Source organism: Humibacter antri (genome assembly GCF_054777235.1).
The window spans coordinates 225,387-239,825 of the sequence record NZ_BAAHAW010000002.1 but is presented as its reverse complement, the minus strand read 5'-3'; the positions used below and the strand labels follow the sequence as shown (position 1 = coordinate 239,825).

The 14,439-nt window shown below is 68.4% G+C and carries 12 protein-coding genes; 2 read left to right on the top strand and 10 right to left on the bottom strand.

From position 1 onward, the window contains the following. Positions 1 to 155: 155 nt before the first annotated feature. From ACYVDK_RS01840 to ACYVDK_RS01820, 5 genes are all read right to left on the bottom strand, one after another. On the bottom strand, positions 156 to 1,400 hold the full coding sequence (locus ACYVDK_RS01840; protein ID WP_460517084.1) for an alpha/beta hydrolase family protein: 1,245 nt from the start codon (positions 1,398 to 1,400) through the stop codon (positions 156 to 158). A gap of 68 nt (positions 1,401 to 1,468) precedes the next feature. Beyond that, positions 1,469 to 2,119 (bottom strand): GrpB family protein, encoded by a 651-nt coding sequence (locus ACYVDK_RS01835; RefSeq protein ID WP_460517081.1) that lies wholly within the window; start codon positions 2,117 to 2,119, stop codon positions 1,469 to 1,471. Positions 2,120 to 2,270: 151 nt separating this feature from the next. Next, a complete protein-coding gene (locus ACYVDK_RS01830; RefSeq protein WP_460517078.1) occupies positions 2,271 to 3,047 on the bottom strand; it encodes a thioesterase family protein in 777 nt (258 codons plus the stop codon). Between the two features lie 272 nt (positions 3,048 to 3,319). After that, on the bottom strand, positions 3,320 to 3,517 hold the full coding sequence (locus tag ACYVDK_RS01825; RefSeq protein ID WP_460517075.1) for a hypothetical protein: 198 nt from the start codon (positions 3,515 to 3,517) through the stop codon (positions 3,320 to 3,322). 118 nt (positions 3,518 to 3,635) lie between these two features. Further along, a complete protein-coding gene (locus ACYVDK_RS01820; RefSeq protein WP_460517072.1) occupies positions 3,636 to 5,378 on the bottom strand; it encodes an MFS transporter in 1,743 nt (580 codons plus the stop codon). Positions 5,379 to 5,402: 24 nt separating this feature from the next. Here ACYVDK_RS01820 and ACYVDK_RS01815 point away from each other — a divergent pair, with 24 nt between their 5' ends. Continuing rightward, positions 5,403 to 5,999, top strand: coding sequence for a MerR family transcriptional regulator (locus tag ACYVDK_RS01815; RefSeq protein ID WP_460517069.1), 597 nt, complete (start codon positions 5,403 to 5,405; stop codon positions 5,997 to 5,999). A 47-nt stretch (positions 6,000 to 6,046) separates the two neighbouring features. Here ACYVDK_RS01815 and ACYVDK_RS01810 read toward each other — a convergent pair whose 3' ends face one another. From ACYVDK_RS01810 to ACYVDK_RS01790, 5 genes are all read right to left on the bottom strand, one after another. Continuing rightward, complete coding sequence (locus ACYVDK_RS01810; protein WP_460517066.1) at positions 6,047 to 6,898, bottom strand: alpha/beta fold hydrolase; 852 nt, start codon at positions 6,896 to 6,898, stop codon at positions 6,047 to 6,049. Between the two features lie 388 nt (positions 6,899 to 7,286). Next, on the bottom strand, positions 7,287 to 9,077 hold the full coding sequence (locus ACYVDK_RS01805) for a glycoside hydrolase family 35 protein (RefSeq protein WP_460517062.1): 1,791 nt from the start codon (positions 9,075 to 9,077) through the stop codon (positions 7,287 to 7,289). Between the two features lie 254 nt (positions 9,078 to 9,331). Further along, positions 9,332 to 10,681, bottom strand: coding sequence for an ABC transporter substrate-binding protein (locus tag ACYVDK_RS01800; protein WP_460517059.1), 1,350 nt, complete (start codon positions 10,679 to 10,681; stop codon positions 9,332 to 9,334). Between the two features lie 121 nt (positions 10,682 to 10,802). Next, a complete protein-coding gene (locus ACYVDK_RS01795) occupies positions 10,803 to 11,774 on the bottom strand; it encodes a carbohydrate ABC transporter permease (RefSeq protein WP_460517056.1) in 972 nt (323 codons plus the stop codon). Then, positions 11,771 to 12,742 (bottom strand): carbohydrate ABC transporter permease, encoded by a 972-nt coding sequence (locus tag ACYVDK_RS01790; protein ID WP_460517366.1) that lies wholly within the window; start codon positions 12,740 to 12,742, stop codon positions 11,771 to 11,773. The genes ACYVDK_RS01795 and ACYVDK_RS01790 overlap by 4 nt, the downstream gene beginning before the upstream one ends. 303 nt (positions 12,743 to 13,045) lie before the next feature. Between ACYVDK_RS01790 and ACYVDK_RS01785 the strand changes: the two genes are divergently transcribed. Then, positions 13,046 to 14,080, top strand: coding sequence for a LacI family DNA-binding transcriptional regulator (locus ACYVDK_RS01785; protein ID WP_460517053.1), 1,035 nt, complete (start codon positions 13,046 to 13,048; stop codon positions 14,078 to 14,080). The last annotated feature ends 359 nt before the right edge of the window (positions 14,081 to 14,439 follow it).

Here is a 14,439-nt window from a genome sequence, read left to right as displayed (position 1 = left end):
CAGCGCCCGGGTTTCGACAGGCTCAACCCGCGGGAGGCGCGCTCAACCCGCGGTAGGCGCGCTCAACCCGCGGGAGACAGGCGCAACCCGCGGGAGGTGCGCTCAACCCGCGGGAGGCGCGCACAACCCGCGGGAACCCTCTAGGTGCGAATGGGTCAGCGCACGCGGCGGTCGTGCGCCAGGTCGATCAGGCGGCCGAGCACATCGCCGGCACGCAGGCCGTTGTGCTCGAACTCGCTCGTCACCCACGGCTTCACGCCCGGCAACAGCGCGGCGGTCTCCAGCGAGAACTCCAGCGGCACGTACACGTCGCCCGCATACACCGCAGCGGCACCGCGCACCTCGGATGCGCGCAACGCGTCGGCATCGTAGAGCCGCGGCCACTCGACCTCGGCCATTCGCCGTGCCGTCTCGCGCCACGGCCGCAGCTCGGGCACCGTGTCGAGCCATTCCTGCCGCACGTGCTCGCCCGTGAGGAGCGTCGGGTCGGCGGCGAAATCCTCCGGCTCCACGCGCTCCGCGGACCAGCGGGTCGCGAAACCATCGGCATAACTGGACTCATGGATCACGTAGTACAGCGGGTTGCGGGCGCCGAACGGGAGCGCGGCGGCGAGGTCGTGGCGGAACGCGTTGGTGCTCGCATCCTGCTGCAGCAGCGACCAGAGGGTCTGCCATCCGTCATTCGTGCCCAGCAGCATGCCGAGCGAGCGCAGCCGAGACACCGACACCACTTCTCCGGTGGTGAGCTCGATACGACCGTCGGCGGCGAGGTCGGCGAGGCGGCGCATCCGGTCCCGGTGCTCGGGAAAACGTCGATAGTAGGCCAGCGATGCGGAACGCATCTTGTCGTAGGCGAGCGAGTAGACCTCGTCCGGATGCCTTCCAACGGCGGTCAGCCCGCCCGTGAAGTACACGGTGTCGAGGGATGCCGCGCGGGTGGAGAGGTACGCCACCGTCGTGAACCCGCCGAACGATTGGCCGAGCACGTTCCACTGCCCCGCACCGAGGTGCTCGCGCATCGCCTCGCAGTCGCGCACGATCGAGTCGGCGCGCAGGTGCGTGAGGTGCTCGGCGAGCGCCCCGGCACCGCGGGCGAGGTCGGCGTCGCCGACCGGGGTCGAGCGTCCGGTGCCGCGCTGGTCGAGCATGACGACGCGGTAGTGCTCCAGTGCGGCATCCAGCCACATCGGTCCGGCCGGAGCATGGAACGGGATCGGCGCTTCGTGGCCGGGTCCGCCCTGCAGATACACCAGGTACGGCAGCCGTTCGCCGCCCTCGCGCGAGACGACGGATGCCGTCACCTCGATGGTGCGGGCATCCGCAGGGTCATCCCACACCAGCGGAACCGTGATGGTGTGGTCGTCGACCGTGAGGTCCTGCATGCGTCTGGTGGTGACCATGCTGCGAGTCTATGAGCGCGCCAGAGGCTGCATTCGGCGTCCGGGCGCGTTGCGGCGGCGAAGGCGGGCTACGCGATGAACCCACCGGCCGGCCAGGACGGATGCTCGTTCGGCGGCACGCTGAAGATGCGTGAGTAGATCTCATCGATCACGGTGTTCTTGTCGAGGTTGTACGCGTCCGGGTCGTCGACCGTCTCGACCGCGAGTCGCCTCTTCGCCGCGGCGTAGAGGTCGCGGTCGTCGGGATGCGAGCGCAACCAGTCGCGGAACAGGAGGTGCCGCAGAGGTTCTGGAGATCCGGCCTGGAACACGTGCACGTTCACACCGCCTTCGGCGCCCACCAGCATCCGGTGCCCGTTCCACCATGGCTCTCGCAGGAGATGCCGGTACCCGGCAGCGGTCAGCGCGGGAACGTACGCGGCCTCGTCGGACGAGTCGGGCACCTGCACGTCGATGTCGATGATCGGCTTGGCGGGAAGGCCGGGCACAGATGTCGAGCCGACGTGTTCGATACGCACGATGAGGTCGCCGAGCGCGTCGGCGATCTTCGCCCGCTCGCGCTCGAACTCGGCGGGCCAGGAGGGGTCGGGCTCGACGATGACGATCGGCGCGAAGGCGGCCGGCGGCTCGTCGACCCAACGGATGTCCTGCTGATCCTCGTCCCCGAGCTGCCGGTGGACGAGCTCCTCCGGGTACTGCTCCTCGTGCTGCGTGCGCACTCCGACCTCCTGTTTTCGCGTCCGTTCCGAACGCGTTTTCGCGTCCGTTCCGAAGGCGCAAAGTTCACCAGGCTATGACCTGACGCATGCCGGGTGCAAGCATCCCGTGACCTTCTCGAAGTGGGCGGCGCTCCGCCGCTGAAACGCCGCCTCAGCGGCGCGGGCGCACCGTGAGGCCCTGCGCGCAGGTGCCGATCACGCGGTTCTCGTCGTGCAGCACGGTCTGCGTGACGCCCAGACCGCTCGCCCCGTACGCGACAGTGGTGTCGAACCCGAGCCACTCGCCCTGCGGCTGCGCGAACAGATGCGCGGTCAGGTCGATGTTGGGGAACAGAACATCCTGTGGCGCGAATCGCGGCGTGATGCCGTTGGCGATGTCGAGGATGCTCAGCAGCCGTCCCGTCGCGCTCACCGGCTCGCCCTCGAGCAGCTGCACTCGCGGGCGCAGCCACACCTGCGCTCGACCCTGCTCCAGGTGCTTGCCGTGCACATCGACGGTGCGCACGAACTCGCCGGGCCACGCGTCGAACCCGCGCCACTGATCGAGCTCATCGCGCCCAGGCATCGAGGGGAACGCGTTCCCGGCGAGCTGCTCCGTGTCGTGCCGGGCCATCAGCCAGGCGCGCAGAACGACGGATGCCCGTCCGCCGTGACTCATCGTCGCCTCGACGAGTTCGACGGTGCGGCCGGGCCGCAACATCCGCGTGGAGATCTCCACGACATCGATCGGCATCGTGCCGAGGATGTCGAACGACAGCCGTCCGAGCTGCAGCCCGTCGGCGAGGCGGGTGGCGAACGCGCGCTCCACGAAGTGCGTGAGCAGGCCGAGCGCGGGCGCGATGTGCTGCTCCGCCGGATCCCACGCCCCGCCCACCGCCTCGGTCGCACGAAAGCGGGAGTCGTCGAGTCGTTCGAAGTAGGCAGTCACCTTTGGATCGTAACGAGGGTGCGCCTTCCGCCGGTCGAGCTCGTCGAAACCGCCGTGGCTACCGCCGGTTGAGCTCGTCGAAACCGCCGTCGCTCCCGCCGGTCGAGCTCGTCGTAACCGCCGTTGCTACCGCCGGTTGAGCTCGTCGAAACCGCCGTTGCTACCGCCGGTTGAGCTCGTCGAAACCAAGGAACCGGAGCGCCCGGGTTTCGACGAGCTCAACCCGCGGTGTGTCGTTACGCCCGCGAAGTCGCTCAATCCCGCGAGACCGCTCAGTGCTCTTCGTCGGCGCCGATCAGCGTCGGTTCTGCCTTCGCGGTCAGTCGCGGCGGCAGCGCGAAGGCGCTCGTCGAGGTGTCCGTTCCGTTGTGTTCGGTCGAGGTGTCCGTTCCGTTGTGTTCGGTCGAGTTCTTCGTTGCCGTCGTTGCCGTCGTTGCCGTTCTGTTCGTGTTCGCTGCAGCCACCGTCATCCATCGCCCCATCACTCTTGCGCCGAATTTCACGCGCGACCAGCGATTCTGCCTCAGCGAGGGGCCCTTGCGGCAAGCCCCTGCCGGTGCGGGATAATGGAAATGCGGGCAGGAGCTTTCAGCGCCCGCCTCCGACCGTCGCCGTGACGCTCCCAGTCGCACGGCCGTCCGATGCGCGTCGCGGCTCGTCCGCAACCGGCGACCGGCGCCCGGCACCGATGCCCGTCTCGGCAATCGTCGATTCGGACGCCTTCTCGAAGCCGGCCGCTGCCCGCCGCGCCGTCGCCCGCGCCCAGTTACCCGTGCTCAGCACAGCGAGCACGGCGAGCGTGAGGCCGAGGCCGGCGAGCATCCACCAGACGCCGCGGGCGGCATCGGTGAAGGCCGTGCCCTGCACTTGCGCACTCGCCGCAACCCCACGATGGATGCCCGCGCTCAGAACCCCCAGACTCGGCCCGACCACCACGCCCGCGATCGCGACGCCCAGCGCTGTGCCGGTCTGCCGACCGGCGGACGCCAGCGATGCAGCAAGCCCCGCCATGGATCGCGGCATTCCCGAAACCGCCGTGTTACTGATCGGCGGGTTGACGAAGCCGAGGAAGAGACCCACGACGAGGAAGGCGGCGAACAATGCGGGCATCCGGGTCGTCGGGGTGAGCCAGAGCAGCACGATGCCGGCGACGGCGAGCGCGAGACCGGAGATCAGCAGCGGCCTCCGCGGACCCCGCCCGCCGACCATGCGGCCCGAGATGGGGGAGAGCACCAGCACGAGCACGCCGATCGGCAGCAGGCTGAGCCCGGCGACCCAGGCGGGGAGACCGCGCACGGTTTGCAGGTAGAGGGTGATGACGAAAAGGAACGCCTGGAATCCGCACAGCGCGAGGATGGCCATGACGAGGGCCGAGACGAACGGCACACTGCGGAAGAGCGTGGGCTCCAGCAGCGGCTGCCGCCTTCGTCGTTCGACGAAAACGAGGGCGATCGCACTCGCGACCGAGGTCGCGGCCGCCGTGAGGATCACCGGCGACCCCCAGCCCAGCGAGCCGCCCTCGATGACGGCGAACACGACGCCGCCGAGCAGCGCAGCCACCAGCAGCTGTCCGGGCGGGTCGAAGCGTCTGGCACGCGCGGCGCGGGACTCGGGCACTAAACGGGCGACGAGCACGACGGCGAGAACCACGATGGGCAGGTTGACCACGAAGACCGCGCGCCAGCCGTAGGCGTCGACCAGCAGCCCGCCCAGTACAGGGCCGAGGGCCAGCGCCAGGCCGCTCATCGAGCCGTACACGCCGATCGCTCGCGCGCGTTCCCGCGATTCGGTGAAGGTGTTCGCGACGATGGCCATCGCCACAGGGTTCATCATCGTGCCGCCGACCGCCTGCGCCGCACGCGCTGCGACGAGCCACCCGATCGTGGGAGCGAGCGCGCACGCCAGGGAACCGAGGCCGAAGACCACGAGCCCGATGAGGAACATCCGTCGACGCCCGAACCGGTCGGCGAGCGAACCGGAGAGCACGAGGAAGACGGCGAGTACCAGGGCGTAAGCGTCGACGGTCCACTGCAGTCCGGCGGCCGAAACGTGGAGATCGCGACGGATGTCAGGCAGCGCCACGTTGACGATGGAGAGGTCCATCACGACGACGACCATGCTCAGACAGCAGACCGCCAGGATGAGCAGGCGCCTGCCCCGGCTCGGCTCGGGAGGCGCGGGCGAGGCGGCGGTTATCGCAGACTGCGGCGCGGGCAGTGCGGTTGCCGTGGCGTGCACGGTTGCCTCGGCTGCCGCAGTCGGCGATGCAGCATCCGGGGCGATGGGTGGGGTCGGGCTGCCGGCTGACGGATTCGGGGTGGGGACTCGCATGGTTTCGAACGTAGGATTTAGAGCGTGCTCGAAGTCAAGACGGTGCCTGCACCGAAGCATCCGACTCGCCAGAAGTCGACCGTCGTCGAGGCGGATGCCCGGCGCCCGGAGCCGACCGTTGGCGAGACTGGTCCCCGGCGCCCGACATATCCCGCCGGCTCGGCGGATTCTCCGCGCCCGAAGCATCCCGCTCGCCCCCCGAAGGACGAGCGCGACCTCCCCGAGAGCGGGGTGACCATCGCGGAGGCGACCCGTCGCACCGGTGTGAGCGCCCACACACTGCGCTACTACGAGCGAGCCGGCCTGGTCGTCTCACCGGTCGATCGCACGAGCGGTGGCAGCCGCCGCTACCACCACATCGACCTCAAGTGGATCGTGATCTGCACCAAGCTGCGGGCCACCGGGATGCCGATCAAGGGCATCCGCAAGTACGCGGAGCTCGTGGCCGCCGGGCCGGGCAACGAGCAGGAACGGCTCGAACTTTTGGAAGCACACCGCGCAAGCGTGCTGGAGAAGCTCGCCGAGGTGCAGGAGAACCTGCAGACCATCGACCACAAGATCGCCGTCTATCGCGGAAGCCTCGCCGCCGGCGAAGCGGATCGGCTGTGGGCACCGCGGTAGCGACACCCGTTCGGCCAGGCTCTCCATTCGAGTCGCGAAGTCGGCCCTTATCCGGCCTCAAAAGGGCCGACTTCGCGACGTGAACGGGTTGGCGGGCGGCTCGTGAGGAACTCGACGACCAGCGGTGTCACCGACTCGGCGTGATCGCGCAGCACGGTGTGCGAACCGCCGCGCACGATGAGCAGGCGGGCGTGCGGGATGCTGCGTGCGAGCATCCGAGTGTGCCCGCGGCGGATGAGATCGTGCTGGCCTGCCAGCACGAGCGCGGGCGCGGAGATGCGATGCAGATCGCGCATGCCGATGCCGGGCGGATCGAGCATGAGACGCAGCAGCGCGAGCTTGCGAGCGCGGGCCGCGGACGGGCCGGGGGTCAGGATCGCGGCGAGGTGGAGCATCCGCATTCCCCAGCGAGCGCCGAACCGCAGACCGCCCGCGCCGAGGTTGCCGGAGGCGAGCACGAGGGAGCGGACGAGCTGCGGATGCCGCACCGCCAGCAGCATCGCCACATTCGCGCCGTCGGAGAAGCCGATCACGTCGAACGGCTCGGGCGCGGCCTCCGTTCCGGCGCCGAGCGCACGGATCACCCGCGCGGCGTCGTCGGCCATGCGCGACAGCGTTAGCGGACCGCTGCCGCGGGCCGAGAGACCCTGGCCGCGGCAGTCCATCGCCACGACGCGGCGGTGCTCGGCGAGCAGCGGGACGTTGCGGTCGAAGAAGTGCAGATCGCCCGAGTTGCCGTGGATGAGCAGCAGCGGCGCACCGGAGCCGCGCACCTCGACGTGGAGGTCGCCCACCGTGTGCTGCCAGGTGGTGGGGCCGACAGGCGACTTGTCGAGTCCGAGGCGTGGCGGCGCGTCGGCGCCGTGCCCCGGCACCGCACCACGTTGTAGACCGAGCACGATCCCACGGTAAGTCACGCGGCTATGTGGGGTGCATGCATCCGCCCAGCACTGGGCGCGGATCGCACCGCGAGCCCGAAGCACGCCACGCACCGCGAAGCGGACCACCGAGCAGGGACGGTGCAGCCACCACCGAACGGACCAGCCACCACGGGAGCGGCGAGCCACCACGGACCGGACGTCCACCTCATGGTGGCTCGTCGCTCGCGTGCCCGCTCGTCGAGAACGTGGCGGCTCGTCGCTCCCGTGCTCACTCGACCACACCCGCTCGCTAGGACCACACCGTGCCCACTCGCCCGCACCCTGCCCACTCGACGAAACCCGCTCACTCGACAGGCGACGACTCCTCGAGATCGACTGACGATCGGATGTCACGACCCGCGTTCGTCTACACCTCGGTGTGGCCCAGGCCCAGCGCGGACACGAAGCGCGCGGTCGACGACGACATCGCATCCAGTTCGAGCACGACCAGCTCGTTCTCGCCTGCCCGAGTCGCGCCCGCGGGCACGTAGAGCGTGCGCTGAGGGCCGGCGCTCCAGTACCGTCCGAGCGGGAATCCGTTCACCCAGGCGGCACCCTTGCCCCAGGTAGCCGTGTCGAGGAAGAGGTCGGCGGATTCCTCGAGTTCGAACAGGGCGCGGTGGAACGCGGGCAGCGACGGGTCGCTGCGGCCGCCCGCAACGGTGTCGCGCGCTCCAACTGCACTCGCCACGGCAGCCGCGGCAGCGACCGTGCACGCGAGCGCATCCGCGTCCAGCCGCAGCGTCTCCCACCGCTCGAGTGGCACGCCGTCGATGGTCGCGGTGCCGATCAGACCCTTGCGCTCGCCGATGCGGGGGCCGTAGTCGACGCGTCCTTCGTCTTCCACGATGATGAGAAGCTCGTCTCCGCCGGGCACCACGACCGCTCGCTCGTGCCTCTCGCGACCGAGCACGCCGACCCGCACACCGTCCACGACAGCGATGGCACGATCGCGCACCTCGCCGAACGCGAGCACCGCCGGCGACCGGTTCGGCAGAGCTGTTCGGTACGCGACCAACCCGCGGTACACCCCGAGATCCTCCATCGCCGGCAGACCATCGTGTGAGGCCCAGGAGCAGTCGGATGCCGCGGCATCCAGAAGCCCGACGGCAGGCTCGAGCAGTACCTCGAACGTCGGCGCAGCCGCGACCGGGACGCGCTCGAACTCGGGCACCGGCGCGTACTTGGCGATCACCTCGCGGAACGCCCAGAACTTCTCGGTCGGGCGCCCGGCCTCGTCGATGGGGGCGTCGTAGTCGTACGACGTCGTGATCGGCTGGTAGACGCCCTTGTCGTTCGCCCCGTTGGTGAAGCCGAAGTTCGTACCGCCGTGCACCATGTAGACGTTCACCGACGCGCCCGCCGCCAGCAACGCATCGAGCTCCGCGGCGGATGCCCGTGCCGGGGTGGTGTGGTGGTGCGCGCCCCAGTGGTCGAACCAGCCGCACCAGAACTCGCCGCACATCAGCGGCCCGGTCGGCTGCTGAAGCCGCAAGTGCGCAAGCCGTTCTGCCGCGTGCGACCCGAACGACGCTGTCTTGTGCAGCTCGGGCAGGCTGCCGTCCGCGATCATCGACCCGCTCGGCTGGTCCACGGTGATGAGCGGAACGGTGATTCCGGATGCCCGCGTCGCCTCCGTAAGCTCCCGCAGGTACTCCTTGTCGGAGCCGTACGCGCCGTACTCGTTCTCGACCTGCACGAGGATGACCGGGCCACCCTCGTCCACCTGCAGAGGGGCGACGACGCCGAGCACGTGACGCAGGTAGCGTCTGGCAGGGTCGAGGAAGCGGGCATCCGTGCTGCGCATGCGCACGTCGGGGTCGGCGAGCAGCCATCCGGGAAGGCCGCCGCCGTCCCATTCCGCGCAGATGTACGGGCCCGGGCGCACGATCGCGAACATTCCTTCCTCGGCGACGATCTCCAGAAAGCGACCGAGGTCGAGTCGCGGGTCATCCACGACGAAGGCGCCGGGCAACGGCTCGTGCTCGTTCCACGGAACGTACGTCTCGATGGTGTTGAGCCCCATGGCACGGGCAAGACGGATGCGATCGCGCCAGTGCGCGGGATGCACGCGGAAGTAGTGCAGCGCTCCCGAGATGACGCGGTACGGCGCTGAATCGAGCAGGAAGGCGTCCGATCCGATCTCGAAACGACCCATGGGTGAGAACTCCAGGTTGTGGTGCGGAGACCGCCGGTTGAGCTTGTCGAAACCAAGCCGGGCAGGCGGGTTTCGACAAGCTCAACCAGCGGTAGGACGAGCTCAACCAGCGGTACGGACGAGCTCAGCCAGCGGTACGGACAAGCGCGACCAGCGGTAGGACACGCTCGACCAGCGGTGCGGACACGCTCGAAGCGGTGCGGACACGCTCGACCAGAGGCAGGGCCGAGCTCGACCAGCGGTGCGGGGCGGGGCTAGCCGGCCTTGACCGTGAAGCCCTGCTGGTTGCCGTAGCTGATCAGTTGCTTCTGCCATGCCTCGAGACCGGTGTCCAGCGAGGTCGCGCTGCTGTAGGACTGGCCCACCGTGTCGGCGAAGATGCTGTTCGCGTACACCTCGTACGGCAGGTACTGCCAGCCGGGCTGCACATTCTTCGCACCTTCGACCAGCACCTTGTTGATCTTCTGCCCGGCGAAGTACTCCGGTGCCTGGTTCAGGAACGAGTCGGAGTTCTGGTCGGCGACCGTGGACGGGAATCCTCCGCCGCTCTTCACGAAGATGTCGACGCTCTGCTTGCTGTCGTTCAGCCATTTGAGGAATCCGGCGGCGAGCGCCTGGTTCTTGCTCTGTTTCATGACGACCTCGGAGCTGCCGCCGTTCTCGGCGTTCACTGCCTTGCCGTCGTAGGTCGGAATGGGCGCGACGGCCCACTGACCGGATGCCTGCGGCACCGAGGACTCGAGCACGCCGGGCATCCAGGCACCGGTGATCAGCGTCGCGATGTCGCCGTTGCCGAGGCCCTTGTACCAGTCGTCCGTCCAGCCGGGCGTCTGGGAGAGGAGCTTGTTCTCGACGAGCTCGTTCCAGACGGACGTGAACTTCTTGGTTCCCGAGTCCTGCAGGTTGATCGTCACCTTCGTGCCGTTCACCTGGAACGGATGCCCGCCCGCCTGCCAGATCATGCTGGTCGCGAACCCGGGGTCGCCGCTGTCGGAGGTGATGTAGGCGTTCGGGTTCGCGGCGTGCAGCTTCTTGGCGGCATCCACGTACTCGGCCCATGTGGTCGGCACCTGAATGCCGTACTTGGCGAACTCGGTCTTGTTGTAGAACATCGCCATCGGGCCCGAGTCCTGCGGCAGACCGACGAGCTTGCCCTGCACGTTGACGTTGTTCCACGGGCCGACGGAGAAGTCCTTCTTCAGCTTGTCGAAGCCGAACTGCGTCAGGTCGACGAGGGAGTCGCTGAGGGCGAACTGCGGCAGCGCGTAGTACTCGACCTGGGCGACATCCGGTGCGCCCTTGCCGGCCTTCACTGCGTTCTGCAGCTTCGTGTACTCCGTGGTGTTGGTACCGGCGTTCACGAGCTTGACGTGCACCTTCGGGTACGCCTTCTCGAACGCGGCCACCTGCGCCTTGGCGGCGGGGGTCCACGTCCAGTACGTGATGGTGCCACCCTGCTTGAGTGCCGCGGCCGCGTCCGTCGATCCGGCGCCCGACCCGTTGCCGGATGACGAGCATCCGACCAGGGCGGCAGCGACGACCGCACCGGCGGCCGCCACGGATGCGAGCCGGCGGAGCGCCGACGATCGCGTGCTGTGATTCATTTCATGCCTTTCACTTCATCGGGATGGGGTAGGGGTTCTGCTTCGGTATGGGGTAGGAGTTCTGCGTCGGGATGGGCGGGTGTGGGCTCTGCGTGCCGATGGCGGCGGATGCCCGCGCCGCTCAGGACTTGACGCTTCCGGCGGCCAGTCCCGACTGCCAGTAGCGCTGCAGGAACAGGAAGGCCACGACGATCGGCACGATGGTGAGCAGGCTTCCGGTGATGACCAGGTTGAAGATGGGCTGCGCACCCACACCGGTCGCCTGCGCGCTCCACTGGCTGAGGCCGACGGTGAGCGGGTACCACGTGGGGTCGCTCAGCATGATCAGCGGCAGGAAGTAGTTGTTCCAGGTGGCGACGATCGCGAACAGCAGCACCGTGACGATGCCGGGCGCGAGCAGCTTCAGCGAGATCGTGCAGAACGTGCGCAACTCGCTCGCGCCGTCCATGCGAGCCGCCTCGAGCACCTCGGTGGGAACGGCGTCGATTGCGAACGTCCAGATCAGGTAGAGGCCGAAGGGACTGATCAGCGAGGGCAGGATGATCGCCCACGGCGTGTTCGTCAGCCCCAGCTGGCTGAACAGCAGGAAGGTCGGCACGGCCAGCGCGGTTCCGGGTACGGCAATCGCGCCGAGCACCACCGCGAACACGGCCTTACGGCCGCGGAAGGCGAACTTCGCGAGTCCGTACCCGGCCAGCGTCGCCAGCAGGGTGGCGCCGCCCGCGCCGACCACGACGTAGAGCAGCGTGTTGCCGAACCAGTGCAGGAAGATGCCGTCCTTGTAGGCGAAGGTCTCGGCGATGTTCTGGAACAGCGCGAAGTGGTGCCCGAAGCCGAGGCCGAACGTGGAGAACAGGTCGCCCTGCGTCTTCGTGGCGTTGATCAGCAGCCAGGCCAGCGGCACGAAGGAGTAGACGACGAAGAGTGCCATCACGATGGTGAGCACGATGTTGCGACGCGGGCGAGCGGCGGTCGCCGGCCGGCGTCGACGCACCGCGGTGGCGGGCCGACGGATGCCGCCTGCCCGGCTCGCGCGGGCATCCGTCTGCCGAGTGCGGGCATCCTTCTGCGTGGTCGTGGCCGTGCTGGTCATCGGTTCTCCGCCCTTGTTCCGCGCACCTGCACCACGTAGGCGATGACGGCCGTGATGAGGCCCATCACGATCGCGACGGCTGCCGAGTAGTTGAACTGCTGGCCGGCGAACGACAGGTTGTAGGCGTACATGTTCGGTGTGAAGTTGCTGCTGATGGCGTTCGGGGCGAGCGGTTGCAGCAGGTTGGGCTCGTTGAAGAGCTGGAAGCTCCCGATGATCGAGAAGATGACGGCGATCACGAGGGATCCGCGGATGGCCGGCAGCTTGATGTTGAACATCGTCCGCCAGGCGCCTGCGCCGTCGAGCTCGGCGGCCTCGTACAGGTCGGGGGAGATGACCCTGAGCGCCGAGTAGAAGATGAGCATGTTGTAGCCCATGAACTCCCAGGTGACGATGTTGCCGATCGAGCCGAGGATCCACGACTTGGCCAGTGGCGCCAGGTGCCAGCCGAACGCGTCGTTCACGGCGGCGGTGAGGCCGAACTGGTCGCCGTAGATGAAGCCCCAGATGAGCGCGGCGACCACACCGGGAACGGCGTACGGCAGGAAGATCGCGATGCGAAAGAACCCGGCGCCGTGCAGCCGGGCGCTGTCGAGCGCGAGTGCCGCGACGAGCGAGAGCACCAGCATGATCGGCACCTGCACGACGAGGAACAGCAGAACGCGCAGGAACGACTCCCAGAACTTCGCGTCTTGGAAGAGCGTGATGTAGTTGCCCAGGCCCACGAAGGCGGTGCCCCCGACGAGCTGAGTGCGGAAGACGCTCAGGGCAAGCGCGTAGACGATCGGGGCGACGATGAACAGCGCGAGGCCGATCATGAATGGCGTGACGAAGCCGACGCCGGCCAGCGAGACGCGACGTTGGAGCGTCGAGCGCTTGCGGCGGGCGGGGGGCGGAGTGGCGCGCGGCTGACCCCCGGCGGGGGCGGCCGAGTTTCGCCTGGGAGACGAAGTGGTGAGGGATGACACGAGTTGCCTTCGTTGGGAACGATCGATGTTCACGTAAACATGTTTACGTTAACATACATTTGATGGGTATCCGGCGGAACGGTCTGCAGAACGCGGTGCGTCCACCCGATGGGCACACAACCCGGGAACAGGCAGGAAAGCGCCTCCCCGTCGGGAACAGGCCGAATCGTCCTGTTCTCGGCCCGATGTCCTGTTTTCGCGAGCGGATACGATGCAGAAGACCGGGCGCGTGAAGCCGAGCCCAGCCGAGCCGGCACGGCACGACACGACGCGGCCGGGCCCGACCCGGCGCGAAGGAGCAGGATGACCGAGACCGAACTGCGCAGGCTGCGCCCGGCATCCATCGCCGATGTCGCCGCCAGGGCCGGCGTCTCGTCGCAGACCGTCAGCAGGGTCTCCAACGGTCTCGACACGGTCAAGGCGGAGACCCGCGATCGCGTGCTCGCCGCCATGGCCGAGCTCGACTACCGGCCGAATAGCGCAGCACGTGCCCTGAAGAGCGGCCGATTCCAGACCATCGGCGTACTCATGTTCACGTTGCAGAACATCGGATCGATCCGCATCCTCGATGCGATCGCCGCCGAGGCCGCGACGCACGGCTTTTCGATCGACCTCATCTCCATCGGCGATCCGTCGACCGGAGGCATCACGGATGCCCTTTCCCGGCTCGATCACGAAGCAGTCGACGGCATCATCGTCATCCTCGAGGCGCACGAGCTCAGCGAGCACTCGATCGAGTTCCCCGACCGCATCCCGTCGGTGCTCGTGGACTCGCGGCGGTACGACGACCGCATCTCCGTGAACGCGGATCAGCGGCAGGGCGCACGACTGGCCGTCGAGCACCTGCTCGGCCTCGGGCATCCCACCGTCTGGCATGTGGCCGGGCCTGTCCAGACCTCGAACGCGGCCTCCGATCGCGCCGACAGCTGGCGCCAGACGCTGCTCGCGCACGAGCGCGAAGTGCCCGAGCCGCTCTGCGGCAGCTGGCTCGCGGATTCAGGTTACGAGGCGGGTCGGGTGCTCGCCGCGCGGGAAGATGTCTCCGCCGTGTTCTGCGCGAACGATCAGCTCGCGCTCGGCGTGCTCAGGGCGCTGCACGAATCGGGGCGCGACGTGCCCGGCGAGATCAGCGTGGTCGGCTTCGACGACAACCCGGAGTCAGCCGAGTACTGGCCGCCGCTGACGACCGTTCGGCAGAACTTCGCCGAGGTCGGGCAGCGCGCGTTCGCCCTGCTCGATCGGGCGATCCAGCGCGAGCCCGCGCAGCCGGGCCTTCGCCTGATCGACAACGAGCTGGTTGTGCGGGCGTCGACCGGGCCGGCCGCCGCGTCTCGCTGACGCATCTCGCGGCGCGAGCACGTGACACGTGCCCCTGAGGGAGGCGGGCGCCCGGCGCAGACACGCAACGCGCGTGCTGAGCGAGCAGGCACGCAACGCAACGCAACGCACGAGCAGGCGCGCAACAGACGAGCACACGCGCAACGCACGAGCACACATCCAACAGACGAGCAGACACCCAACGCACGAGCACACATCCAACGCGCGAGCAAACATCCAACAGAGGTCGGTTCCATGTCTACTCGTCAGGAACGTGCCCGCTCGCCGACAGCGTGCCCGCTCGCCGATCGCGCGTGCGCTCGCGCGTTGGATGTGTGCCGGCGCGTTGCGTGTGCGCTCGTGCGGTGAGCACACCGGTC